22 protein-coding genes are annotated in these 24,933 nt (G+C 65.8%); 16 read left to right on the top strand and 6 right to left on the bottom strand.

Translation table 11 applies throughout. From position 1 onward, the window contains the following. Positions 1–19: 19 nt before the first annotated feature. On the top strand, positions 20–1,117 hold the full coding sequence (rlmN, locus tag CUTER_RS06690) for a 23S rRNA (adenine(2503)-C(2))-methyltransferase RlmN (protein WP_047259780.1): 1,098 nt from the start codon (positions 20–22) through the stop codon (positions 1,115–1,117). A 69-nt stretch (positions 1,118–1,186) separates the two neighbouring features. Here rlmN and CUTER_RS06685 read toward each other — a convergent pair whose 3' ends face one another. Continuing rightward, complete coding sequence (locus tag CUTER_RS06685) at positions 1,187–1,609, bottom strand: DUF2631 domain-containing protein (RefSeq protein ID WP_047260662.1); 423 nt, start codon at positions 1,607–1,609, stop codon at positions 1,187–1,189. A gap of 151 nt (positions 1,610–1,760) precedes the next feature. Here CUTER_RS06685 and dxr point away from each other — a divergent pair, with 151 nt between their 5' ends. The 4 genes from dxr to map all read left to right on the top strand — a co-directional run bounded on the left by dxr (position 1,761) and on the right by map (position 6,349). Beyond that, complete coding sequence (dxr, locus tag CUTER_RS06680; RefSeq protein ID WP_236684688.1) at positions 1,761–2,945, top strand: 1-deoxy-D-xylulose-5-phosphate reductoisomerase; 1,185 nt, start codon at positions 1,761–1,763, stop codon at positions 2,943–2,945. Next, positions 2,945–4,159: a M50 family metallopeptidase gene (locus CUTER_RS06675; RefSeq protein ID WP_047259778.1), complete on the top strand. Its 1,215-nt coding sequence runs from the start codon at positions 2,945–2,947 to the stop codon at positions 4,157–4,159. The genes dxr and CUTER_RS06675 overlap by 1 nt, the downstream gene beginning before the upstream one ends. 74 nt (positions 4,160–4,233) lie before the next feature. After that, positions 4,234–5,397 (top strand): flavodoxin-dependent (E)-4-hydroxy-3-methylbut-2-enyl-diphosphate synthase, encoded by a 1,164-nt coding sequence (gene ispG / locus CUTER_RS06670; protein ID WP_047259777.1) that lies wholly within the window; start codon positions 4,234–4,236, stop codon positions 5,395–5,397. Positions 5,398–5,467: 70 nt separating this feature from the next. Beyond that, the gene (map, locus tag CUTER_RS06665; RefSeq protein ID WP_047259776.1) at positions 5,468–6,349 is read left to right on the top strand and encodes a type I methionyl aminopeptidase; all 882 of its coding nucleotides are present in this window, start codon (positions 5,468–5,470) and stop codon (positions 6,347–6,349) included. A gap of 45 nt (positions 6,350–6,394) precedes the next feature. Here map and mtr read toward each other — a convergent pair whose 3' ends face one another. Both mtr and CUTER_RS06655 read right to left on the bottom strand, forming a co-directional pair. After that, the gene (gene mtr / locus CUTER_RS06660) at positions 6,395–7,783 is read right to left on the bottom strand and encodes a mycothione reductase (RefSeq protein WP_047259775.1); all 1,389 of its coding nucleotides are present in this window, start codon (positions 7,781–7,783) and stop codon (positions 6,395–6,397) included. A gap of 50 nt (positions 7,784–7,833) precedes the next feature. Beyond that, a complete protein-coding gene (locus tag CUTER_RS06655; RefSeq protein ID WP_047259774.1) occupies positions 7,834–8,823 on the bottom strand; it encodes an alpha/beta hydrolase in 990 nt (329 codons plus the stop codon). Between the two features lie 246 nt (positions 8,824–9,069). Here CUTER_RS06655 and mqo point away from each other — a divergent pair, with 246 nt between their 5' ends. Then, positions 9,070–10,572: a malate dehydrogenase (quinone) gene (gene mqo / locus CUTER_RS06650; protein ID WP_047259773.1), complete on the top strand. Its 1,503-nt coding sequence runs from the start codon at positions 9,070–9,072 to the stop codon at positions 10,570–10,572. 2 nt (positions 10,573–10,574) lie between these two features. Here the strand turns inward: mqo and CUTER_RS06645 are convergent, their stop codons facing one another. After that, the gene (locus CUTER_RS06645) at positions 10,575–11,729 is read right to left on the bottom strand and encodes a protein adenylyltransferase SelO family protein (RefSeq protein WP_052844060.1); all 1,155 of its coding nucleotides are present in this window, start codon (positions 11,727–11,729) and stop codon (positions 10,575–10,577) included. Between the two features lie 33 nt (positions 11,730–11,762). Between CUTER_RS06645 and cobA the strand changes: the two genes are divergently transcribed. From cobA to CUTER_RS06620, 5 genes are all read left to right on the top strand, one after another. Beyond that, a complete protein-coding gene (cobA, locus tag CUTER_RS06640) occupies positions 11,763–12,524 on the top strand; it encodes a uroporphyrinogen-III C-methyltransferase (protein WP_052844059.1) in 762 nt (253 codons plus the stop codon). A 111-nt stretch (positions 12,525–12,635) separates the two neighbouring features. Continuing rightward, positions 12,636–13,664: a TRAP transporter substrate-binding protein gene (locus CUTER_RS06635; RefSeq protein ID WP_047260659.1), complete on the top strand. Its 1,029-nt coding sequence runs from the start codon at positions 12,636–12,638 to the stop codon at positions 13,662–13,664. After that, positions 13,665–14,153, top strand: coding sequence for a TRAP transporter small permease (locus CUTER_RS06630; protein ID WP_047259772.1), 489 nt, complete (start codon positions 13,665–13,667; stop codon positions 14,151–14,153). 1 nt (position 14,154) lies between these two features. Then, the gene (locus CUTER_RS06625; RefSeq protein ID WP_047259771.1) at positions 14,155–15,474 is read left to right on the top strand and encodes a TRAP transporter large permease; all 1,320 of its coding nucleotides are present in this window, start codon (positions 14,155–14,157) and stop codon (positions 15,472–15,474) included. Between the two features lie 71 nt (positions 15,475–15,545). Continuing rightward, complete coding sequence (locus tag CUTER_RS06620) at positions 15,546–16,346, top strand: serine hydrolase (protein ID WP_144412277.1); 801 nt, start codon at positions 15,546–15,548, stop codon at positions 16,344–16,346. Here CUTER_RS06620 and CUTER_RS06615 read toward each other — a convergent pair. Then, the gene (locus CUTER_RS06615; RefSeq protein WP_047259770.1) at positions 16,343–17,035 is read right to left on the bottom strand and encodes a YaaA family protein; all 693 of its coding nucleotides are present in this window, start codon (positions 17,033–17,035) and stop codon (positions 16,343–16,345) included. The two genes, CUTER_RS06620 and CUTER_RS06615, sit on opposite strands and share 4 nt — an antisense overlap. A 43-nt stretch (positions 17,036–17,078) precedes the next feature. On the opposite strand from CUTER_RS06615, the gene CUTER_RS06610 reads away from it, so the two are divergent. Then, positions 17,079–18,818: a proline--tRNA ligase gene (locus CUTER_RS06610; protein WP_047259769.1), complete on the top strand. Its 1,740-nt coding sequence runs from the start codon at positions 17,079–17,081 to the stop codon at positions 18,816–18,818. Here CUTER_RS06610 and CUTER_RS06605 read toward each other — a convergent pair. After that, positions 18,808–19,692 carry a hypothetical protein gene (locus CUTER_RS06605; protein ID WP_144412276.1) on the bottom strand — a complete coding sequence of 295 codons (885 nt, stop codon included), beginning with the start codon at positions 19,690–19,692 and terminating at the stop codon, positions 18,808–18,810. The two genes, CUTER_RS06610 and CUTER_RS06605, sit on opposite strands and share 11 nt — an antisense overlap. Positions 19,693–19,751: 59 nt before the next feature. On the opposite strand from CUTER_RS06605, the gene rimP reads away from it, so the two are divergent. The 4 genes from rimP (at position 19,752) to infB (ending at position 24,751) form a co-directional block, all read left to right on the top strand. Beyond that, complete coding sequence (gene rimP / locus CUTER_RS06600; protein ID WP_047259767.1) at positions 19,752–20,294, top strand: ribosome maturation factor RimP; 543 nt, start codon at positions 19,752–19,754, stop codon at positions 20,292–20,294. Continuing rightward, positions 20,291–21,286, top strand: a complete 996-nt coding sequence (gene nusA, locus CUTER_RS06595; RefSeq protein ID WP_047259766.1) for a transcription termination factor NusA — start codon at positions 20,291–20,293, stop codon at positions 21,284–21,286. Before rimP ends, nusA begins: the two co-directional genes overlap by 4 nt. A gap of 188 nt (positions 21,287–21,474) precedes the next feature. Then, on the top strand, positions 21,475–21,774 hold the full coding sequence (locus CUTER_RS11350) for a YlxR family protein (protein ID WP_082121299.1): 300 nt from the start codon (positions 21,475–21,477) through the stop codon (positions 21,772–21,774). Between the two features lie 106 nt (positions 21,775–21,880). Further along, positions 21,881–24,751 (top strand): translation initiation factor IF-2, encoded by a 2,871-nt coding sequence (gene infB / locus CUTER_RS06590; RefSeq protein WP_047259765.1) that lies wholly within the window; start codon positions 21,881–21,883, stop codon positions 24,749–24,751. The last annotated feature ends 182 nt before the right edge of the window (positions 24,752–24,933 follow it).

The raw sequence follows: 24,933 nt of genomic DNA, 5'->3' as shown, positions 1-24,933 counted from the left end.
CATGGAATGATGACGGGCGATGAATCAACCTGTCACGCTGCAATTTTCCGCGCCGAAGGCGAAAATGCCCCCGCGCCACTTCGCTGACCTTACCCACGATGAGCGAGTGGCCGCGCTGGGGGAGTTGGGGCTTCCGAAGTTCCGAGTGGACCAGATCGCTCGGCACTACTACGGCCGTTTCGAGTCCGATACCTCCACCATGACGGACTTGCCCGCCGCTCAGCGAGCTGAGGTGGCTGAGGCGCTGTTCCCGGTGCTTATGGACCCGGTTCGCCACCACGAGACCGACGACGGCGACACCACCAAGTCCCTGTGGCGCCTGCACGACGGCACCCTGCTCGAATCAGTCCTCATGCGCTACCCCGATCGGGCGACGCTATGCATCTCTTCCCAGGCCGGGTGCGGGATGAACTGCCCCTTCTGCGCCACCGGGCAGGGAGGATTGGATCGTAATCTCTCCACCGGTGAGATCGTGGATCAGGTGCGCGCCGCGGCCCGCCGGATGGCCGAAGAGGGCTCACGGCTGTCCAACGTCGTGTTCATGGGCATGGGCGAGCCGCTGGCGAACTATAAACGCGTCGTGTCCGCGGTGCGCCAGATTACCCAACCGGCGCCGAGCGGCTTCGGCATCTCCCAGCGCAATGTCACGGTGTCCACCGTGGGCCTGGCACCGGCAATCCGCAAGCTGGCCGACGAGGAGATGTCGGTCACCCTTGCCGTGAGCCTGCATACGCCGGACGACGAGCTGCGTGACACCCTCGTGCCGGTGAACAACCGATGGCCGGTAGCGGAGGTCCTCGACGCCGCCCGGTACTACGCCGAGAAGTCCGGTCGACGGGTCTCTATCGAGTACGCGCTCATCCGCGACATCAACGATCAAGACTTCCGCGCGGACCTGCTGGGGCGCAGGCTGCACCAGGCGCTTGGTTCCAAGGTGCACGTCAATCTCATCCCCTTGAACCCAACTCCGGGCTCGAAGTGGGACGCGTCGCCTCGGGCGCGGCAGGATGAGTTCGTCCGTCGGGTACGCGCGCAGGGCGTGACCTGTACGGTGCGCGACACTAAGGGCCAGGAGATCGCCGCGGCCTGCGGACAGCTCGCCGCGGAGGAGCGCTAACTAGATGCGAAAACCGCCGCCTCGGCGGCGCCGGTGACGGCGTTCGAGGCGGCGGTGTGGCGCTAGCTGTTAGGAGGACAGCGAGCGCAGGTGCTTGACGCGCTGCGGGTCGATGTTCAGGGCCCGGAGCTGATCGTCGTCGAGGTTCGCGTAATTGCCCGACAGCGTGGCCTGGTTGTAGGCGTGGTCCGGCTCCACCCACCCTTCGGGCTTGTTGTGGCCGGTGACGGTACGCACCTGGTGGAGGCGGGGCGCGAAGGCGTGCAGGATGAGGCCCAGAATCAGCACGACGGCTAGGCCGATGAGCCAGATCGTTTCCACGTGGCCCTGGTGGTTGCCGAAGTTAAGCAGTAAGAGAACCGCAACGCTTGCCCAACCGCTGATCTGGATGGCCGTGCGGCCGACCGAGCTCCAGCCAAAGGCGGCATTGGGCACGTCACGCGTGGACACGCCGTTGTGAACCTCAAACTCTTCTGCGTGGGACTTGGCCACGATGAACTCCTTCACCTCGTGCAAAGCTTATCTGCACAGTATTCTGGCATACCTTTCCCATGTTGGGAGATACTCACCCCCTCAGCCCCAGCAGCGAGTGAGCGTCGGGGTTGCGGCACCACTGTCGTCGGCTCGTGCCAGAATGGTGTGCGTGCACCACAATGAAAAACCTCGTCGAATCCTCATCCTGGGCTCTACCGGCTCAATTGGCACGCAGGCGCTCGAAGTAGTGGCGGCCAACCCGGAGCTGTTGAGCGTCGAAGGCATTGCCGCGGCGGGCAGCGACCCCGCCGCCATCATTGAGCAGGCCCGCGTTCTCAACCTTTCGGCTAACCGCATTGCGGTGGCCCGCGAGGACGCGGCAGCCGTTGTCTCGGAGGCACTTGGCGCCCCAGTGCTCTCTGGGCCGGATGCGGCGCAGCAGCTCGTGGACGAGTGCCCGGAGGTGGACATTGTCCTCAACGCCCTAGTGGGCTCTTTAGGTCTCGCCGCCACGGTGGCGACCCTCAAGCGCGGGGTGGCCCTGGCGTTGGCGAATAAGGAGTCGCTCGTGGCCGGCGGCCGTCTGGTGACGTCGATGGCCGCACCGGGGCAGATCATCCCGGTGGACTCCGAGCACTCCGCCATGGCGCAGTGCCTGAGGTCTGGGCGGCGCGAGGACGTTGACCGTTTCGTTCTCACCGCGTCGGGCGGGCCCTTTAGAGGCTGGACCCGAGAAGAGATGGCGGACGTCACCCCGGAGCAGGCAGCCCAGCATCCCACGTGGTCGATGGGGCAGATGAACACCTTGAACTCCGCGACGCTGGTGAACAAAGGCCTAGAGCTCATCGAAGCGACGCTGCTCTTCGACCTCGCACCTCAAGACATTGAGGTCACGGTCCACCCGCAGTCCATCGTCCACTCGATGGTGACCTTCCGCGATGGGTGCACCATCGCCCAGGCCTCGCCGCCGTCGATGAAGCTACCCATCTCCCACGCATTGGCCTGGCCGAACCGGGTTCCTGGTGCGCAACCGTCGTTGGACTTCCGCACTGCGTCGACGTGGGTGTTTGAACCGCTGGACCACGCCGCGTTCCCCGCCGTCGAGCTGGCCCGCACCGCGGCAGAGGCCTCCGGCACCATGCCGGCGGTGTATAACGCCGCCAATGAGGAAGCGGCGGCCGCCTTCCTCGACCGTCGTATCCGCTTCATTGACATCGTGGACACGGTAGCGGAGGTGATGAGCGCTGCGGATGCGTACGCACAGGAGCCGGCGAGTATCGAGGACATCCTCGCCGTGGAGGCCGAGGCACGGCGCCAGGCCAATCGTGTTGTCGACCGGCTGAGCGTTCGCTAGTGGGGGCCTATCTGCTGGGCGTGGTTCTTTTCGCCCTCGGCATCGCGGTGACGATCGCCCTGCACGAGTGCGGTCACCTGCTGGCCGCACGCGCGTTTTCCATGCCGGTGCGGCGCTACTTCATCGGTTTCGGGCCCACGTTGGTGTCCACCCGCCGCGGCGGCACCGAGTATGGCATCGCGGCCTTCCCCTTCGGTGGCTTCTGCGAGATCGCCGGCATGACCATTAATGACCCGGTGACCATCGACGAAGCGCCGCACGCCATGGTGCGTAAGCCGTGGTGGCAGCGCGTCGTGGTGCTGCTGGGAGGCATCGCCATGAACCTCCTGCTCGGAGTGAGCATTCTTTACGCGGTGGCGGTGACGTCAGGGATTCCCAACCCGGATGCGGACTTCACTCCGACCGTCGGTGAGATCACCTGCACCGCCGATCAGCTCCCGGCCACCGGTGAATTGGCGACGTGCTCGGGAGTTGGCGCCGCCGGCCGCGCCGGCATCGAGGCGGGTGACCGCATCCTCGCGATCGACGACGCCCGCCTGGGCTCCTTCGCCGAGCTAGCGAACTACGTTGCCGAACGGCCCGGGCAGACGGTCACGATGACCGTCGAGCGCGACGGCACCCGCCGCGAGATCCCGGTCGTGGTGGACGAGGTCACCCGCTACACCGCCGACGGCGAAGCGCGGACGATGGGAGCGGTGGGTGTTGTGAGCCAACCGGTCACCGACGCGTACCGGCGCTTCGGGCCCGTTGAGGCGGTGCCGGCGGTCCTGCGCTACAGCGGCCAGGTGCTCTCGGCCACCGTCGAGGGAGTGGTGAGCCTGCCGGCCAAGATCCCGGGTCTGATCGGCGCCATTGTTGGCCAGGAGCGGGCCCAGGACTCGCCAATGAGCGTGGTGGGGGCGTCGATGATTGGCGGCGAGCTGGTCGAGCGCTCCATCTGGGACGGGTTCTGGATGATGCTGGCGTCGTTGAATTTCTTCCTGGCGCTGTTCAACCTGGTGCCGGTGCCCCCGCTCGACGGTGGGCACATCGCCGTTGTCCTCTACGAGAAACTGCGCGACGGCGCGCGCAGGCTGCGAGGCAAGGCTCCCAGGGGCCCGGTGAACTACGAGAAACTCACCCCCGTGACCATTGGCGCGGCGGCGGTACTTATGGCCTTCGGCGCCCTGGTGCTGGTGGCTGACGTCGTCAATCCGGTGAGCCTCACGGGGTAGGTGCCGTCCCGGCGTTTCGGGCTGCGCCGATGATAGGCTACGGGGTGCCATTATCCAACCTGCAAGGAGCGTGCATGTCGACCACCATCGGACTCGGAATCCCGGAACCGCCGCGGACATTGTCCCCGCGGCGTAAGACCCGGCAGCTTATGGTCGGCTCGGTGGGCGTGGGATCGGATTACCAGGTCTCGGTGCAGTCCATGACCAACACGAAGACCCATGACATTAACGGCACGCTGCAGCAGATCGCCCAGCTCACCGCGGCTGGCTGCGATATCGTCCGGGTGGCTTGCCCGAAGCCGATCGACGCGGAGGCGCTGCCGGCGATTGCCAAGAAGTCCCCGATTCCCGTCATTGCTGACATTCACTTCCAGCCGAAGTACATCTTTGCCGCCATCGATGCCGGCTGCGCGGCGGTCCGCGTCAACCCCGGCAATATTAAGGAGTTCGACGGCCGCGTCAAGGAGGTCGCCCAAGCGGCCGGGGACGCGGGTATCCCGATCCGTATTGGCGTCAACGGCGGTTCCCTGGACAAGCGGCTGTTGGCGAAGTATGACGGCAAGGCCACCCCGGAGGCGCTCGTGGAATCCGCGCTGTGGGAGGCAGGCCTGTTTGAGGAGCATGGATACGGTGACATTGCCATTTCGGTGAAGCACTCCGACCCGGTGCTCATGGTGGAGGCCTACCGCCAGCTCGCCGAGCAGTGCGATTATCCGCTGCACCTCGGCGTGACCGAGGCCGGTCCGAAGTTTGCGGGAACGATTAAGTCCTCGGTCGCCTTCGGTTCGCTGCTGTCCCAGGGTATCGGCGACACCATCCGGGTGTCGCTGTCGGCGGACCCGGTGGAGGAGATCAAGGTGGGCGATCAGATCCTGCAGGCCCTCAACCTCCGCCAGCGTGGTTTTGAGATCGTGTCCTGCCCGTCGTGCGGGCGGGCACAGGTGGACGTGTACACCCTGGCCGACGAAGTCACCGCCGCGTTCGAGGGCATGGACTACCCGCTGCGGGTGGCCGTCATGGGCTGCGTTGTTAACGGTCCCGGCGAGGCCCGCGACGCCGACCTGGGCGTGGCCTCCGGCAACGGCAAGGGCCAGATCTTCGTCAAGGGGCAGGTCATCAAGACCGTGCCGGAGTCGAAGATCGTCGAAACCCTCATCGAGGAATCCGAGCGCATCATCGAAGAAGAGGGCCTGGAACCGATCCGTGGCGCCAAGGCCGAGGTGAAGGTCACCTCCTAAGGCCCGCCAGCTGGCCTAGCCGGTGTGCGTAGCCGGCGGGCCTGTTGATCGTCCGGGGTCCGGTACTACGATGACCACCATGAGTCGAGCAATGCTTACCCCCGGTGATCCCACTCCTATGCTGCCGATCCCGAAGAACATCGAGCGCCCGGAGTACGTCTGGAAGGACGAGGTCCAGGAAGCCATCGGCGAGCCTTTCGTCCAAACTCCTGAGACCATCGAAGCCATGCGGGAGGCCAGCCGAATCGCGGCGAACGCCTTGGCGCTGGCCGGCGCCGCCGTGGAACCGGGTAAGACCACGAGCGAGATCGACGAGATCGCCCACGAGTACATCATCTCCCAGGGCGCCTACCCGTCGTGCGTCGGCTACCGAGGCTTTACCAAGTCCAGCTGTATTTCACTCAACGAGATCGTCTGTCACGGCATCCCGGACAGCACCGTCATCGAGGACGGCGACATCGTCAATATCGACGTCACCGCCTATAAGAACGGCGTCCATGGCGACACCAATGCCACTTTCCTGGCCGGCAACGTATCCGAGGAACACCGCCTTCTCGTGGAGCGAACCCGGGAAGCCACCATGCGGGGCATCCGGGCGGCGAAGCCGGGCCGGGAAATCAACGTCATCGGCCGGGTCATCGAGTCCTACGCCAAGCGCTTCGGTTACACGGTGGTGGAGGACTTCACCGGCCACGGGGTGGGGCCGACCTTCCACAATGGCCTCGTGGTGCTCCACTACGACTCGGACGCTTACCGGGACGTCCTTGTCCCCGGCATGACGCTCACGGTGGAGCCGATGATTAACCTCGGCGAGCTGCCGTATCGGATCTGGGACGACGGCTGGACGGTGCAAAACCTCGATGGAAAGTACACCGCCCAGTTTGAGCACACCATCGTCATCACCGACGATGGGCCGGAGATCCTGACCCTGCCGGATATCGAGATCTCCTAAGACCAGAGCACCGGTGCCGCCGGGTGCCGGCGGGTGCCGCCGGGTCTAGGAGAACTGCAACCCCAGTAGCGCGTTTTCGGTGACCTCCGGCAAGGCCGGGTGGATCCAGTACTGTCGGCGGGCCACGTCGCGAACGTCGATGCGATAGGCCATGATGGTGATTAGTTGCTGGATGAGCGTCGACGCCTGCTCGCCGAGGAAGTGGGCGCCGAGCAGTTCGCCGGTGTTCTTGTCCGCGATGAGCTTGACGATGCCCTCGTGATCCTCCATGGCCCACCCGTAGGCCACGTCGCCGTAGTTCTGCACCTTGATGGTCAGCTCGCGGCCGGTGGCTCGCGCCTGGTCCTCTGTGAGCCCGACGGTGGCGATCTGCGGATGGGAGAAGATCGCCGCTGGGACGTGGTCGTGCGGCATCGCCTGCAGGTCATCCGGGTGCAGCAGGTTGTGCTGCACGGCGCGGGCTTCCGCGTTGGCCACATGCTTGAGCTGGTAGGGCGAGGAGACGTCACCGAGCGCCCACACCCCGTCGGCGGTGGTGCGGCCGTAGTCGTCGACGACAATCCGCCCGTCGTCGTGCATATCGATGCCCGCCGTCTCCAGTGCCATCTGGTCCCCGTTCGGTGTGCGCCCGAGGGCGACGAGCAGGGCTTCGGCGGTGACGGTGGAGCCGTCATCGAGGGTGAGGCTGATGCCGTCGTCGGACTCGCTGGCCGCAGTGACCGTACGCCCGATGCGGGTGTCCATGCGATCGGCCATGATGTCGTTGAACCTGCCGGAGATATCCGAATCGAGGTTCTTCAGCAGCGGGGAGCGGTTGATGATCGTCACCGCGGTTCCCAGGGCGGAGAAGACGTGGGCGAACTCCGCCGCGATGACGCCGCCGCCGAGGATGATGAGTGACTCCGGCTGCTTCTCCAAGCGCATGATGTCCTCATTGGTGTGATAGCGCACCCCCGAGTCGGCGATAACAGGCAAGATGAACGGCCGTGAACCGGTGGCGATGACGATCTGATCGCCGGAGATGGTCCGCTCCTCCGGGCCCTGGGCAGTGGTGATAGTGCGCGGCGCGACGAAGCGTGCGTGGCCATCGTAGACGTCGATGTTCGGGGTCTCCTCGCCGCGGCGATAGGCCTCGCCGCCGGCGGCGATGAGGTCGATGCGCTGGGCAAAAACACGATCGACGATGCGGTCCCAGTCGGCACCCTCGTAGCTGGTGTGGATGTTGAGGTGCTCGGAGTGAGCCGCTTTGTAGGCCTGCTCGGCCGCGTAGACGTACATCTTCGTGGGAATGCACCCGACGTTCAGGCACGTGCCGCCGAAACGTCCCTTTTCCACGATGGCGATCTTCTTGTCGGCGAAGTCGTCATTGGGGAGAGAGTTTCCGGAGCCGGTGCCGATAATGATGAGGTCGTAGTGGGCGTCGACAGCAGTCATGGGCGAAGGGAGGCCTTTCTGATGCGGGGCGTAAGGGTATCTCGCTATTACTAGCGCTCAAGACCGCGGAGCCATTCCACGGTGAGGTCCAGGGCCTGTTCGCGCGCGTGCGGAAGGGAGAGGAACACGTCGTGACGGGCACCCTCGATGACCTGCTGAGTGACCGTGGAACTGACGAGCGGGGCGCGCCGGGCGATTTGTTCGACGTCGAGGACGGCGTCTGCAGTGTCCGTGGCCGCCGAGTAGGGCTGGCCCAGATAGGACTGCGAGGACCGCAAGACCAGGGTGGGCACGGCGGCGTCGACGCCCCCGGCGTGGATGGCCTTCTGCGATTTCAGGATGCTGCCCAGCCATCCGAGGTAGATCCGGTGCCCGCTCAGAGGCTTAAAGCGAGTGTCGAAGTCCCACTCGCCGTTTTTCGACGCGTGCAGTGACACCCCGTAACCGTCGAGCTTCCCGGCCGGAAGGGCGACGCCCGGCCAGATCCTGCCGATGGTTCCTGCCAGGGCGCGCATACCGATGACGGCGGCTCGGGGATACATCATGTCCAGCCATGGGGAGTTGAGGATGGCACCGGCGACGTGGGCGTGCAGCTCGGGGCGCTCGGAGTGTAAAGCGCTGAGCCACAGGGGGACGATGAGTCCGCCGGTGGAGTGGGCAAGGGGGACGACGCGGTCGTGCCCGGCGTCGACGATCAGGCTCAACGCCTTGGTGAGTTCTTCGCCGTAACGGGCGATGTCGGTGCTGTAGTGCCAGTGCTGCCCGGGGCGGCGGGAGCGGCCGCAGGCTCGCAGGTCGAGTGCGTAGACGGCGAAGCCCTCGTCGTGCAGGCGTTGCGCGACGTGGGTGTGGAAGAAGTAGTCGGAGAGCCCATGTACCCAAAGCACCGCGGTGCGCCCCGGCTGGGCGGAGGCAGTGTAGCGAACGAGGGTCGCGGTGACCTCGGTCGGAAAGTCCGGGTCCGGGTCCAGCGGGATGCTCTGCTGCTCAAAGTCGGCGCCCAAGATGTCGGGCTGCCAGGTGCTGGAGTCAGTCGTCATACCGACAACCCTAGGCGAGGCCGGTGGCAAAGTTGGCGTGGTCGGGAGAACACGCCTCAGGCCAGTACGGGGGTAGGGGGTAGTAACGCACAGGGGAAGGGGAGTTTGGGGGTGAGAGTATTACACCCTGAGGGGTATCAGCGTAGGCTGGGCCGAAAGCGTGGCGCAGATCACGCTGCGAGCAGGAGTGGGCGAGCCCACAGTGTCTATGAGTCAACGAGAAACGAATAGGTGTCTGGAAACACGATGACGCAGAACAACACAGCGAAGACCAACGGCGCCAGCGACGAGGTGGATATCGCCCTGGTGGGCGCCGGTATCATGTCCGCCACTCTCGGCGCCATGCTGCGAGAGCTGGAGCCCAGCTGGAGCCAGATCATCCTTGAGCGGCTCGACGCCCCGGCCATGGAGTCCTCCTCCCCCTGGAACAACGCCGGGACCGGTCACTCCGCTTTGTGTGAACAGAACTACACGCCCATCAAGCATGGGCGCGTTGACATCCACAAAGCGATCCTTATTAACGAGAAGTTCCAGGTTTCCCGCCAGTTCTGGTCCCACCAGGTCAATAACGGTGTGCTGCACGATCCGCAGGCCTTCATTAACCCCGTCGACCACATCTCCTTCGCCCGGGGCGAGGAGCAGATCACCTTCCTCAAGGCGCGCTACGACGCGCTGAAGAACCAGAAGCTCTTTGCCGGCATGGACTTCGTCGACACGGTGGAGGGGTTCAGCGAGCGGCTGCCGATCATGGCCGAGGGGCGAGACTTCTCGGAGCCGGTCGCCTACGCCTCCAACGTCAACGGCACCGACGTCAATTTCGGTGCTTTGACAAAGCAGTTCCTCACCGCCGCGAAGGCTGCCGGCACGGAAATCCGCTACGGCAATGAGGTCACCACCGTCAAGCGCTCCGGCGAATCGTGGAAGCTCAAGGTCAAGAACGTCCACACGGGAGACCAGTACGTGGTCAAGGCGAAGTTCGTCTTCGTCGGTGCCGGTGGGTACGCCTTGGACCTGCTGCGTAAGGCTGGTGTTCCGGAAGTCAACGGCTACGCCGGATTCCCGGTGTCCGGCATGTGGCTGCGTTCGACGAACCAGGAGCTCATCGACGCCCACGACGCCAAAGTGTACGGCAAGGCCCAGGTGGGGGCACCGCCGATGTCCGTCCCGCACCTCGACACTCGGGTTATCAACGGCAAGAAGGGCTTGCTGTTTGGCCCCTTCGGCGGATGGACGCCGAAGTTCCTTAAAAAGGGCAGCTACCTCGACCTGTTCAAGTCCATCCGCCCGGACAACATCCCCTCTTACCTCGGCGTGGCCGTGCAGGAGTGGAAGCTGACGAAGTATCTCGTCGAAGAGGTCACCAAGAACACCGACGCCCGCATCGCAGACCTGCGTGAGTACGTCCCCACGGCGCGGGCCGAGGACTGGGAGTCGATCGTCGCCGGCCAGCGCGTCCAGGTCATTAAGCCCACCGCGGCGCCGCGCTTCGGCTCCCTGGAGTTCGGCACTGCTCTGGTCAACTCCATCGACGGTTCCATCGCCGGCCTGCTAGGCGCATCTCCGGGGGCGTCGATTGCCCCGGCGGCCATGGTGGAGCTCATCGAGCGGTGCTTCGGCGAGTACCTCATCGACTGGGCGCCGAAGATCTACGAGATGATCCCGTCCTACAACAAAAAGCTCTCCGACAACCCTGACCTCTACGACGAGCTGTGGGAGTACACCCAAAAGACGCTCAAGCTTCAGCGCTAGCTTTAGGTTCCGCAGAAGGTGCGGTAAGAATCGGTCGACGGCGCCGGCCGGCGGGTGAAGTCACTGCCGGCATCCTCTTCCCATGGGTGGGTGACGGCGTGGGCAAGCTCGTCGAAGGGGCCACATTCGCCGTGGCGGACGCCGGCCAGCGCCGCCTCGACGAGGTGATTGAGCGGCAACCACCGCGGCGTGTCGTCGATTCTTGCCCTGCCCGCCTCGAGGTGGTCGGGCAGCGCGGCAAGCTGTGCCACTAGATCGCTCACGCTGGCGACCTCGGCCATCGACTGCGCCAACCGGGTGAGGTTCCAGCGCAGGATGGCCGGCTGGTTACCGAAGGCGTAGCGCCCCTGTGCGTCGATGCTGGAGTAACAGGCCGTCGGATCGAGGCCGGGGGTCCACGCGCAGGGACCGTAGTCGAGAGTCTCGCCGGCGATGGAGGTGTTGTCCGTATTCATCACCCCGTGAATGAAGCCGAGGCGCATCCACGCCCCGACGAGGCGGCCCTGGCGCCGTACTACCTCGGCGAAGAACTCCACCGGGCCCGAAGCACCGGCGATACGGCCGCTATCGAGGCGAAGGAGACGATCGAGCGTGTCGGCATTGTGCGTTCGTGCCAGCTCATACGTCCCGACCCGGGTCAGGCCGGCGGAGGTGCGCACGAGGAAGGCGGCAGGCTCCGGCCCATACTCACGGACGACGCCGTGCCCGGTGGCGACGACGGCCAGGGTGCGGGTGGTTGGCACCCCCAGGGCGTGCAGTGCCTCGGAGAAGAGAAACTCCTTGAGCATGGAGCTCAGCGAACCACGCCCGTCGGAGCCGGGCCGGGACAACGGCGTCGGCCCCGTTCCCTTGGCGTGGAGCTCGATGGCTTGGCCGGCCACCTCTCGCTCGTCGAGCAGGAGGGCCCGCCCGTCGCCGAGCAGCGGGGAGTAGTGGCCAAATTGATGGCCCGCGTAGGCCAGGGCGAAGGTCGGCGTAGACCGGCCCTGGAGGTAGGCGAGACCGTCGTCGCTGCGCAGCCACTCCGGAGACAACCCGAGCTCGACGGCGAGGGGTTCGTTGAGCACGACGATGGCCGGTCGCGGCATGGCCTCTGGGTTCGCGGGGAGGGCGAATTCGGCGACGGCGCGGACGAAAGCGGGCAGGCACGGTTCCATGACCGCCCAGGGTAGCTCTTACACTTAAACCTCATGATTACACCCGTTACGTTGATCGGCGGCGGCCCCGGCGCCTGGGACCTCATCACCCTGCGTGGCGCCCGCGCGCTGGCGCAGGCCGACGTCATCCTCACCGATCACCTCGGCCCCACCCCGTACCTGGAGACCATCGTCGCCGACTTCGGCGGCGATCTCGCCACGATCGAGGTAATCGACGTCGCCAAGCTGCCCTACGGGCGTTCCGTGGCGCAGGAGAAAATCAACGAGCTTCTGGTTTGCTATGCCCGCGATGGAAAGCGGGTGGCTCGGCTTAAAGGCGGGGATCCATACGTATTTGGCCGCGGTTTCGAGGAGATGATCGCCCTGGCCGAGGCCGGCATCCCGTGCGAGGTGATACCGGGAGTGACCAGCGCCGTATCGGTGCCGGCAGCAGCCGGTGTGCCGGTGACTCACCGAGGGGTGACCCATAGTTTCACCGTGGTGTCGGGCCACGTCGCGCCGGGGGATGAGCGATCGTTGACGGACTTCGACGCGTTGGCGCGGGTGGGCGGGACCATCGTCGTCATTATGGGCGCCCGGCACGTCCAGGCGATCTGTGAGCGCCTCGTGGCCGCGGGCTTGGCCGCCGACACACCGGCGGTGGCCGTCATGGAGGGCACCACCGACGGCCAGCGCTGCGTCCGGGCGACGGCGGCGACGCTACCTGCGGCCATGGCGGAGGCCGGGATCACCGCTCCGGTCGTATACGCGATCGGGGAGGTGGCGGGATTGTCCTTGCTTGCCGGGATGGGGTGATCCGGCGGGGGTGGTCTGGTTTTCGTGAGCACTGGTTATACCCGCTAGTCTTTTGTCATACCTTTAGCTGAGTATCGACCAGAAAGGCCACCTTACGTGCCGCATTCCGCACTGCGCCGCCTTGCCGCCACGGTCGCCGTCGCCCTCACCACGGCCGCGACCGCGTGCGCTAACCTCGGCGGTCTTAACCTCGAGACGGTAGGAGACCCGGACCAGGTCACCTACGTCAAGCTTGCACTGAACCAAACCGAGTCCCACCCGAGCTACGTCGCCCTCGACCATTTCGCCCAGCGCTTCTCCGAGCGCACCGACGGCCGATGGGAGATCGACATCTTCCCCAATGAACAGCTCGGGTCCCAGCAGGAGGTCCTCCAATTCGTCACCTCCGGCGCCATCGAAATGGCGATCGTCTCCGGCACGCAGCTGGAAAACCTCAATAAGGACTTCCAGGTGCTCAACATGCCGACCACGTTCGGCTCCATCGAGCACCAAATGTCCGCCATCAGGGACCCGCAGCTCGTCGGTGAGCTCTTCTCCTCCCTGGAAGAGCAATCCAATATCTCCGTGATCGGCGGGTTTACCCAGGGCACCCGCAACATCTACACCTCCGATGCGCCCCTGGACACTCCGGCGGACCTGAGCGGTTTGAAGATCCGCGTGCAGGAGTCGGACATGCACATTCGCATGATCGAGCTCATGGGTGGTTCTGCCACTCCGCTGAGCTACGGCGAGGTGTACACGGCCATCCAGTCCGGCGTCCTCGACGGCGCCGAAAACAACGAGGTGTCCTACACCACCCAAAAGCACTCCGAAGTCGCGCCCTACTTCAACGACACCCAGCACCTCGTGGGCTTGGACTACATGATTATGCGCCACGACCTGCGCGAGGCCATGAGCGAGGAGGACCGGGCTATCTTCGACGAGGAATGGGACAAGGCCATGACCGAGCACACGCAGCTGTGGGGCACCGAAACCACCAAGGCCATCGAGGATGCCAAGGCCGCCGGCGCTACCTTCCACCACGTTGACCAGGAAGCCTTCCGCGCCGCGTTGCTGCCCATCGCCGACGAATTCCTCACCACCGACTACCAGCGCGGGCTCTACGACGCGATCCGCGCGACCGACCCGGAGGAGAAGTAAATGCGCAGCGTCCTCAATGGCTTCCTCGGCACGGTGAGCGCCGTTCTCTTCGGGCTCCTCGTCGTCACGACCACCTGGCAGGTCATCGCCCGCCAGGTCATCCACCAGCCCTCCACCTGGTCTGAGGAGCTCGCCAAGCTCCTCTTTGTGTGGCTCGCATTCTTAGGATCCGCCCTGCTCTTCGGCGAGCGCGGCCACATCGCCGTGGACTTCCTCGCCCGTCGGCTCCCGGTAGTCGGCCAGCGCGTTGCCCAGTGCTTCGTCCAGCTCATGGTGCTTCTCTTCGCCCTCGTCGGGATGGTGTGGGGCGGGGTGCTGAGCTCCTCGATCGCGTGGAATCAGAACATGACGGCGCTGCCGGTCAACCTCGGCTGGGTGTACACCGTCATCCCCATCGCCGGGGTATTCATCGCCGTCTTCGCCGCGATGGATCTCGTCGCGGTGGCACGCGGCACCCAGGCCCCCTACGACGCCGCAGAGGAGATCTAACATGCTGTCCCCATCCGCAGTCGCCGCCCTTATCCTGCTCATCGGCGTCATCGTCCTCATCGCCGCCTCCGTGCCCATCGCGGTGGCCATCGGCCTGCCCTCGATGCTGGCCGCCATGGCGGTTCTCGGCCCGGAGAACGCCGTCCAGGCCATCACGCAACGGATGTACACCGGCGCGAACTCGTTTTCTCTGCTTGCCATTCCCTTCTTCGTGCTCGCGGGCGCGTTGATGAACTCCGGCGGTATTGCCACCCGGCTCATCGACGCCGCCAAGGTACTCGTCGGCCGGATGCCGGCATCGCTGGCCCAAACCAACGTGGTGGCCAACGCCATGTTCGGTTCCGTCTCCGGCGCTGCCGTCGCCGCCGCGTCGGCAGTTGGCACCGTCATGACCCCGCGCATGCGTGAGGAGGGGTACTCCCGCCCGTATGCGGCGGCCGTGAACGTCGCGAGCGCCCCGGCGGGCATGCTCATCCCGCCGTCGAACACCTTCATTGTGTATTCCCTGGTCTCCTCGACGTCCATCGCGGCGCTGTTCATGGCCGGCGTCGGCCCGGGCCTGCTGTGGGTCGTCGCCGTCATCGCCGTCGCCCTGCTGCTGGCCCGCAAGGAGAACTACCAGCGGGAGACCGAGCACCCGTCACTGCGAGTCGCCGCCGTCACCCTGTGGCGCGCGGTGCCCAGCCTGGCCATGATCGTCATCGTCATCGGCGGTATCCTCGCCGGCTGGTTCACTCCGACGGAGTCCGCCGCCATCGCTGTGGTGTACTGCCTCGTTCTCGGGCTGGCCTACCGCAACATTGGCCTGCTCGACTTGCCGCGCATTCTGCTTGAGGCGACCCGGACCACCTCCATCGTCATGCTGCTCGTGGCGGTGTCCTCGGCGCTGAGTTGGGTTATGGCCTTCGCAGGCATCCCCGACCTCATCGCGTCGGGCCTGCTGGCGGTGTCCGAGTCCAAGGTCATCATCCTCCTCATCATCATGCTGATTTTGCTGGTCATCGGCACCTTCATGGACCCCACGCCGGCGATCCTCATCTTCGTGCCCATCTTCCTACCCATCGTCACTGACCTGGGGGTGGATCCCGTGCACTTCGGCGCCATGGTGGTCATGAACCTGTCCCTGGGTGTGATTACCCCGCCGGTTGGCAACGTCCTCTTCGTCGGATCGCAGGTGGCCGGGTTGCGCATTGAGCCGGTCATCGCCAAGCTCTGGCCCTTCCTTATCGGTCTCATCATCGCGCTTTTCGTCGTGGTATTTGTGCCTCAGTTCTCGCTCTGGCTGCCGACCGTTATGGGACTGGTCGGCGCGGGCGGCTAAGCCGACGCCGAGCACCGCCCTCCCCGAGGCGGTGTCCTATAGTGTCTGCGGCGGAAAGGGGAGGACAGCAGGTGCTAAAGGGACACATTTTCGGGGCGGCGGCAGTGACCGCACTGCTGCCCATCTCGCTCGCCGTACCGGTGCTCGGGGTTAATGCCTACAACGCCGAGACCGCCCAGGTCCGGATCAACCCAGACACCCCTGAGCGAACCTCCCTCGCCGTAGTAGTGGGGGACGCGGTCTACGGCACCGACAACATGCACGAGCCGCGGACGGCACTGTCCGTCGTCAAGGTCTACCTCGGCTACTGGGTGCTCAAAAACGGCGAGGCGGAGGACCTTGCGCTGGTCAAACCCATGATCCAGATTTCGGACAATAACGCCACAACGCGCTTGGATCAGAAATACCCCCAGGCCATGCGGGAAGCCATCGCCGAGCTGGGGCTCAAAGACACCCGCTATTTCGGCAAGTGGGGAGCCATGGTGACCTCCGCGTACGACATGGCCACGGCTCTTGCCGCCATCCGCCAGGACCCCGAGGCCGCGGTGTTGCTGGAACTCATGCGCGAGGCGCCCGACACCACCCCGAGCGGTTTCGATCAAACCTCCGGCACCGATAGCCTGCCCGGGGCCATCGGTTCCAAGCACGGCTGGATGTACTCCACCCCCACAACGAACTCCATGACCTACGGCGAGGGATGGGTGGCCGCGGCCATGACCCAAGGAAGCTCCGAGACGCTGACCGACGATGTCCACGCCAACATCACAGTCACGTACCCGGACGTCTGCCACCAGCCGACGCCCTATCGGCGCCTCGCCGGGCTGCTCACCATGGTTAATGAGGGCCCCTCGGCGCCTCTGGCACGGTCCTAGCCCACCACCAAAGTGATGCGAGAGCCATCCAGCCGGACGTCGAACCCCGCCGCGTCCAGCAGCTCCACCACCTCGTCGGCACCACCGGCGTCGACGCCCGCCAGATGCCGGGCCACCAGGCCCTTGTAGTGCTTGTTGAAGTGGCTGACCACGCGCCCGTCGGGGTTTTCCACGCGCAGCGTCACCGCCTCCGGCGCGGGACCGAGGGAGAGATAGGCCCCGGAGCGCAGGTCGAGGATGAGCTCGTCGACGTCGGCCAGTTCCGAGCTCAGCGTGCGTCCCCACCGGGACTTAATGGTGCGGCCGTTGATTTTCGACCCGCCGGACAGCCGGTAGCAGGGGATGAGGTCCGTCGCGCGCACCACGCCAAACAGCGCGGAACCGATTGCCAGGTTCGACACGTCGCTAAGGGTGCCGGCATCGAGAGCGTCGTAAAGCACACCGGTGTAGCGGTGGATAGCGGGCAACGTCGGCGCAGACAGCAACCGCTGGTTGGCAGCAGCCTGCTCGCGTAGTTTCTCGGAAAGCCCCAGCTGGGCCATGGTGTCGTCGACGCTCAAGGAAGCCAATTCCTCAATCAGCCCGCGGCGAACGGTAGTCAAGCCGGGGAAGGACAGCGCGCCGAGGTCCAGGGGCGGATGGTCACCGCCGGCAGCCTTGGTCTCCGAAGGCGGGAGGATAATGAGCATGCCGGACAGGCTAGCAGCAGCGGCGGGCGGTAAAGTTCTCCGCATGATTACCCGCATGTCTCAGCTCTTCTTGCGCACGCTGCGCGAAGACCCGGCTGATGCCGAAGTCCCCTCCCATAAGCTGCTCGTTCGCGCCGGATACATCCGTCGGGCCGCCCCGGGCATCTACACGTGGTTGCCGCTGGGGCTGCGGACCCTGCGCAAGATCGAGGACGTGGTGCGCCAGGAGATGACGAGCATTGGCGCCCAGGAGCTGCTGTTCCCGGCACTGCTCCCGCGCGAACCCTACGAGACGACGGGCCGGTGGACGGAGTACGGGGATTCCCTCTTCCGGCTCAAGGACCGCAAGGACACCGACTTGCTCCTCGGGCCCACCCACGAGGAGATGTTCGCCTCGGTGGTCAAGGACCTGTACTCCTCCTACAAGGACTTTCCCGTCACGCTCTTCCAGATTCAGACGAAGTACCGCGACGAAGAACGCCCGCGCGCCGGGATTCTGCGCGGCCGCGAGTTCGTCATGAAGGACTCCTACTCCTTCGACATGACCGACGAGGGCCTGGCCAATTCCTACGCCCAGCACCGGGCCGCCTACCAGCGGATCTTTGACCGCCTGGGAATCGAGTACGCCATCTGCCACGCCACGTCGGGGGCCATGGGTGGCTCGGCGTCGGAGGAGTTCCTGGCGATCAGCGACAACGGCGAGGACACCTTCGTGCGCTCGACGGACGGCACCTACGCTGCCAACGTCGAGGCCGTCGTCACCCCGCAGCCGCAGGAGCAGCCGACCTCGAACCTGCCCGATCCCATCACGTACGTCACCCCTAACGCGGAGACGATCGACGCCCTCGTGGAGTGGGCGCGCGGCGAGGGCATGGACGTCACGGCCGCGGACACCCTCAAGTGCATGGCGATCATGGTTCGCACCCCGGGCGAGGACTGGGAGTTGCAGGCTGTGGTGCTGCCGGGTGACCGCGAGCTTGACGCCAAGCGCCTTGAGGCGGCGCTGGAGCCCGCCGAGTACCGCCTGGCCGAGGAAGCCGACTTCAAGAAGTACCCCTTCCTCATCAAGGGCTACATCGGGCCACGCGGCATGAACGCAAACGGTGTGCCGGTGCTCGCCGACCCGCGCGTAGTCAACGGCACCACGTGGATCGCCGGTGGCGACGAGCACGAGCGCCACATCGCCGGACTCATCGCCGGCCGGGATTTCCAGGTCGCCCGGTATGTGGAGGCCGCCGAGATCCGGGAAGGCGACCCGGCCCCGAATGGCGAGGGCACGCTCACCCTCGCGCGCGGCATCGAACTTGGTCACATCTTCCAGCTCGGGCGGAAGTACACCGAGGCGTTCGACGTGTCCATCCTCGACGAGAACGGCAAGCGCGTCATCCCGACCATGGGCTCCTACGGCATCGGCATCTCGCGCATGATGGCGGTCATTGCCGAGCAGCGTCACGACGACAAGGGCCTGGTTTGGCCCGCCGAGGTGGCTCCCTTCCAGGTCCACGTGGCCGTCGCCAATAAGGACTCGGCCGCGATGGCGGCCGGTGAGCGACTCGTCGCCGAGCTGGATGCCGCCGGCGTCGAGGTGCTCTTTGATGACCGGCCCAAGGTCTCCCCGGGTGTGAAATTCAAGGACGCCGAGCTACTTGGCATGCCCTACGCGGTCATCCTCGGCCGCGCGTTTGCCGACGGCGACGTGGAACTGCGCGTGCGCGGTGGGGAGACAACGACCATCGCCTACGATGACGCCGTCTCAACCCTGCTCGGTCACCTTAAGGCGTAGACGCCTTAGGGGTAGACGACTCCGGCGCAGCCGAGCTTGCCTCGGGCGTAGCGGCCTGCTGGGTGAGCAGGGCGACAGCGCTGGCGGTGGGGTCGATCTCCCGGAAGCCGCGCAGCGCGTCAGCTCCTAGGAGTAGAAAGGCCGCCGGGTCGTCCGACTCTGCGGCCGCCTTCGTCCACATGGCGAGAGTTTGCTTTTCGGTGGCGACGATGGCGCCGTCGCCGAGCTGGTGGCCCTCGTAGGTATAAGCCGGCGCCGGGACCGGCAGGCTACCAAGGATTCCCTCCAACGCGAGCAGCCGGTGGTCCCGGCGTTCCATGATGGCGCCCACGCCCGGAGTGTTCGTGAACGCAGCGGAAGCTTCAAGGGTGTAGGCCGCCGCCTGTTCGGTGCCGGTGTGATTCTTCAACGCCGCCAGGTCGTCCTTGCTTTTCGGTGCGCTCAGTTCGGTAAGTGGATCCGCCAACGCGGCGGCCAGGTGATCGATCGCCTGGGCGGCCACCAGGGAGCGGGATTCGTCGGGCAGATCCTGCCACACACTCGTGTAGGCGTTAAGCCCCGTGTCGTCCAGCGGCGTGGCGTGAGTCGCAGCGTCGCCGGTGCAGGACGCGGGGGCGGCGCCGGTGTCATCCACTCCGCAGAGCCGGAGGATCTCCGCGTCGAGGGCGTCGGCGTGGCCGGTGCGCAGGTCGGCCAGAGCCGGATCCCCGACGGCTTCGGCCTGGGCGGCGTCGTCGCGGGCGAGCAGCGCCAGCTGGGTTAGTTCCCGGTCCGGGCGTGGGCTCAGCGAATCCATGACGGAGCAGGAGCTCACCGTCGCCGCGAGCACACCGACGGCGATCATGGATGCGAGAGAGGAAAATCGTAGCGTCACGAGAGCACAGATTACCGTCCCCACGAGCCACACCGGCCTCGGCGTCTAGGCTGGACGGCATGGCTTTTCCGACACCCGAAGACATAGCGCGCTTCCTCAGCCCCATTACGGACCGCTGGGGCCTCGACATCGAGCTGATTAAGGCCCACCCGGCGGGGAAGAAGTCGACGGTGCAGGTGCGCGTCGACGCCGACGACGCCCCAACGCTCGACGACCTTGAGCGGGTGTCCGCGGAGATCAGCGACGCCCTCGACGCCGCAGAGGAGAACGGTGAACTCAATTTCGGGGCGGGATACACGCTGGAGGTGTCGACTCCCGGCACTGATCTGCCGCTGACTCTGCCGCGTCACTTCCGCCGCAACCGGCACCGCCTCGTCACAGTCAACGGCCAGGTGGCGCGCCTCGGAGCGATGAGCGAGGACAATGAGCACATCATCCTCGTCACCAAAGCCAAGAAAAAGCTCTCCGTTGCCACCCATCCCGTTTCCAGTGACGCGACCATAATGGTAGAAATTGAGTTCAGCGCTCCAGCCGCCGATGAGCTGGAGTTGACCGAGATGACTTTCGACGATGCCCAACAGTGGCAGGAGGACCACAAGTGAATATTGATCTCAACGCATTGCGCGACATCGAAAAGGCGAAGGGAATCGGCGTCGACGACATGCTGGAGACCATCGGAAAGTCGCTGCTCTATGCCTACCGCGAGTACCGCGGCCCGCGCGAGGAGGGGACCGACGCCCGGGTCGAAATCGACTCGGATACCGGAGCGGTGGCGGTCATTGTCAGCGAGCTCGACGATGAAGGCAACGTCGAATCTGAGTATGACGACACCCCGAACAACTTCGGCCGCATCGCTAACTCCGCGGTCCGGGAGGCAATGCTTAGGCGGCTGCGCCAGGCCGCGACTGGCCGGACGTACGACGCGTATGTGGCCTACGAGCACACCGTTGTCTCCGGGGTGGTCCAGCGGGATGCGCGGGCCAACGAGCGCGGCATCGTCGTGGTGGAACTCGGCACCGAGCAGGATTCCCAAGACGGCATCCTGCTGCCTGCGGAGCAGATCCCGGGGGAGAGCTTCGAGCACGGCGATCGCCTTAAGGCCTACGTGGTCGGCGTCAACAAGTCGAACGTAAAGGTGCAGGTCAACCTGTCGCGCACCCACCCGGAGTTGGTTCGCGGGCTCTTCCAGCTGGAGGTTCCTGAGATCGTCGACGGCACGGTCGAAATCGCCGGCATCTCCCGGGAGGCGGGGCACCGTTCCAAGGTGGCGGTCCACGCGAAGGTCAAGGGGGTGAACGCCAAGGGCGCGTGCATCGGGCCCCGCGGCCAGCGAGTCAACAACGTCATGAAGGAACTTGGCGGCGAGAAGATCGACATCATCGACTACAGCACTGATCCGGCCGTATTCGTCGGTAATGCGCTCGCCCCGGCGAAGGCCGTCAAGGTGGAGATCGTCGACGCCGACGAACAGATCGCGCGCGTGACGGTGCCGGACTATCAGCTGTCACTGGCCATCGGCAAGGAGGGGCAGAACGCCCGCCTTGCGGCCCGGTTGACGGGCTGGCGAATCGACATCCACAGCGACGCCGAATAGGAGCGGCAGCGCGGCCGGCGTCGGACGCGGGTGTCGTCGCCGGTAGCTGAAAAATCCTCGTGAGTGGTCTGAGCACCGGCGGTGCGGTAGCGAGTTCAAATTCCGTTTGAAATGGCGTAAGCTGTACGACGGCCCACGGGCCGCCCTGGAAAAATCCTGGTAGTTCGGCGAAGCGCAAAGGAGAACAGTTGCCACACCCGGCGCCTATTCGTACGTGCATCGCCACACGTGAACGTCGTCCGAGCCATGAGTTGCTGCGGGTGGTCTATGACCCGTCCCTCGGCTGTGTGGTCGCCGACCCGGCGCGGAATATGCCGGGGCGGGGAGCGTGGCTGAGCCCGACGCTTGACGCCTATCAGACCGCCGAAAGCCGCCATGCCTTCGGGCGGGCGTTGAGGATATCCGGCCCCGTGGACACAGGTCATGTACGCACGTACCTTGCAGCACATGCAGCAGGACCCGACATTGTAAGGAAGACCGAAGCCTGATGAGCAATTCACGATGAAGCATCAGCGATGAACGTCCACCACCATTCCTAGAGTCCGGGGCCGCCGTTGGCACTCGGTTCTCTAGGCGACAACTTAGAGGAGACAAGTGCCCGGAAAGCTACGCGTCCACGAGCTTGCAAAGCAGCTCGGCGTAACCAGTAAGGAACTTCTCGCCGCGCTCAAGGAGCAGGGCGAATACGTCAAAACCGCATCGTCGACCATCGAATCTCCGGTGGTGCGCAAGATGCGCAACTACTACGACGCCAAGGCCGGCGGCGATAGTGACCAGTCGAAGAAGGCCGCCCCCAAGCCGGGTGCGCCGCGTCGTAACGCGCCGAAGCCGGGCGCCCCGAAGCCGGGTACTGCCAATCAGGCTCCCAAGCCGGCCGCGCCGGCACCGAAGCCGGGCACGGCCACCCAGGCCCCGAAGCCGGGCGCACCGAAGCCCGCCGCAGCCAAGCCGGCCGCGCCGGCACCGAAGCCGGGCACGGCTACCCAGGCGCCCAAGCCGGGCGCACCGAAGCCCGCCGCAGCCAAGCCGGCCGCGCCGGCACCGAAGCCGGGTACCGCTACCCAGGCGCCGAAGCCGGGCGCACCGACCTTCAAGTCCGCTGCCACCCCGGCTCCGAAGCCGGGCGCACCGAAGCCGGGCGCTGGTACTCAGGCGGCTCCGCGACCCATGCCGCGTCCCATGCCGAAGCCGGGCGGTAAGCCGCGCGTAGCGAACAACCCCTTCTCGTCGAATAACGGCGAGCGGCCCGCGCCGCGTCCCGGCGGCCGGGGTGGTCAGGGCCGTCCGAAGCCGGGCCAGGGTGCCCAGGGCCAAGGCCAGGGCCGTCCGAAGCCGGGCGCAGGCCGCCCCGGGGCTGCTGCCCAGGGTGGCGGCCGTCGTCCCAGCCCGGCCATGATGCCGAAGCGTCCGTCTCCTGGCGAGATGCCGGCGAAGTCTGCCGAGGCTCGTGGCGGCCGTTCCGGTGGCGGCCAGGGCGGTCGTGGCCGCCCGGGTGGCGGCACCAGCGGTGGTGGATTCGGCCGCGGCGGTCGCCGTGGCGGTACTGCGGGCGCATTCGGGCGTCCGGGCGGCGCGCCGCGTCGTGGGCGGAAGTCGAAGCGTCAGAAGCGCAGCGAGTACGAGGAGATGCACCAGCCGAACGTCGTCGGCGGCGTTCGCCTGCCCGATGGCGGCGGCAAGGTCGTCCGACTGCGTCAGGGTGCTTCGCTGGCGGACCTCGCGGAGAAGATCGGTGCCGATCCCGCCGCGCTGGTTCAGGCCCTGTTCAACCTGGGCGAGATGGTGACCGCCACCGCGTCTGTGCCGGAGGAGACCCTCCAGCTGCTCGGTGCTGAGATCAACTACGACGTGCAGGTCGTCTCCCCGGAGGACGAGGACCGCGAGCTGCTTGAATCCTTCGATCTGCAGTACGGCGAGGATGAGGGCGACGAGAGCGATCTCGCGCAGCGCCCGGCCGTCGTGTCGGTCATGGGTCACGTCGACCACGGCAAGACCCGCCTTTTGGACACGATCCGAAAGACCAACGTGGGCAAGGGCGAGGCCGGCGGCATCACCCAGGGCATCGGCGCCTACCAGGTCGATACTGAGGTTGACGGCGAGCCCCGCGTCATTACCTTCCTGGATACCCCGGGCCACGAGGCGTTCACCGCCATGCGTGCCCGCGGTGCGAAGTCGACCGACCTGGCCGTGCTCGTGGTGGCGGCGGACGACGGCGTCATGCCGCAGACCGTGGAAGCCATTAACCACGCCAAGGCAGCCGATATCCCCATCGTGGTGGCGGTCAACAAGATCGATAAGCCGGAGGCCCAGCCGGAGAAGATTCGTGGCCAGCTCACCGAGTACGGCCTCATCCCCGAGGAATACGGTGGCGACACCCTCTTCGTGGACATCTCCGCCCGGGAGAACATCAACATCGACGGGTTGCTGGAGGCCGTGGTCCTTACCGCGGACGCTGAGCTTGAGCTCACCGCCAACCCGGACATGGATGCGCAGGGCACCGCGATCGAGGCGCACCTCGACCGAGGCCGCGGCCCGGTGGCTACCGTCGTTGTTCAGCGCGGTACGCTGCGCGTCGGCGACTCCATCGTGGTCGGTTCGGCGCACGGCCGCGTTCGCCGCATGCTCGACGAATGGGGCAACGACGTCGAGGCCGCCGGCCCGTCGAAGCCGGTTCAAGTGCAGGGCCTCAATGGTGTGCCCGGCGCCGGTGACAACTTGCTCGTGGTGGAAGACGACCGCGTCGCTCGCCAGATTGCAGCGCAGCGTGACTCCCGGAAGCGTTCCGCGGAGCAGGCCCGCCGCAAGAAGCGCGTGTCCCTGGAGGACCTGGACAAGGTGCTCAAGGAGACCTCGACGCTCAACCTCATCCTCAAGGGCGACAACGCCGGCTCGGTGGAAGCCCTGGAGGAGTCCCTGCTCAAGATTCAGGTCGACGACGAAGTCGAGCTGAACATCATCGACCGCGGCGTCGGTGCGGTGACCCAGACCAACGTCAGCCTGGCGGCGGCGTCGGACGCGGTCATCATCGCCTTCAACGTTCGCTCCGAGGGCAAGGCGACCGAGGAAGCCAACGCCGAGGGCGTGGATATCCGCTACTACACGGTCATCTACAACGCCATCGACGAGGTGGAGCAGGCCCTGCGCGGCATGCTCAAGCCGATCTACGAGGAGCGGGCCATCGGTTCCGCGGAGATCCGCCAGATCTTCAAGGCCTCCGCCATCGGCAACATCGCCGGCTGCATGATTACCGAGGGCAAGATGAAGCGCAACGCCAAGGTGCGCATCGTCCGCGACGGTTCTGTCGTTGCCTCCGAGGCGACGGTCACCTCGCTGCGCCACGAGAAGGATGATCTCACCGAACTGTCCGCCGGCTACGAGTGCGGCATGGTGCTCACCTACCAGGACTTCCAGGTGGGCGACACCATCGAGGCGTTCGAGATGGTCGAGGTTCCGCGCGACAAGTAAGCCCGTCCGGCTGTAAAGCCCGATGAGAGCTTCGGTCCCGGCTCGCTTCCCGCATACCGCGGGCGGCGGGCCGGGTTTCGCGTTTGTGGCACTCCAGGCGCCGGGCGGGGTGACGGTCCCATTCGTGCCGCGCGGTAGAATGACGACTCGTGAGTTGCGCAGCCCCACCGCGGGCTGCGCGT

Origin of the sequence: Corynebacterium uterequi, from assembly GCF_001021065.1 — a bacterium.
GTDB classification, from domain to species: domain Bacteria; phylum Actinomycetota; class Actinomycetes; order Mycobacteriales; family Mycobacteriaceae; genus Corynebacterium; species Corynebacterium uterequi.
This window is presented reverse-complemented; position numbering and strand designations above follow the sequence as displayed.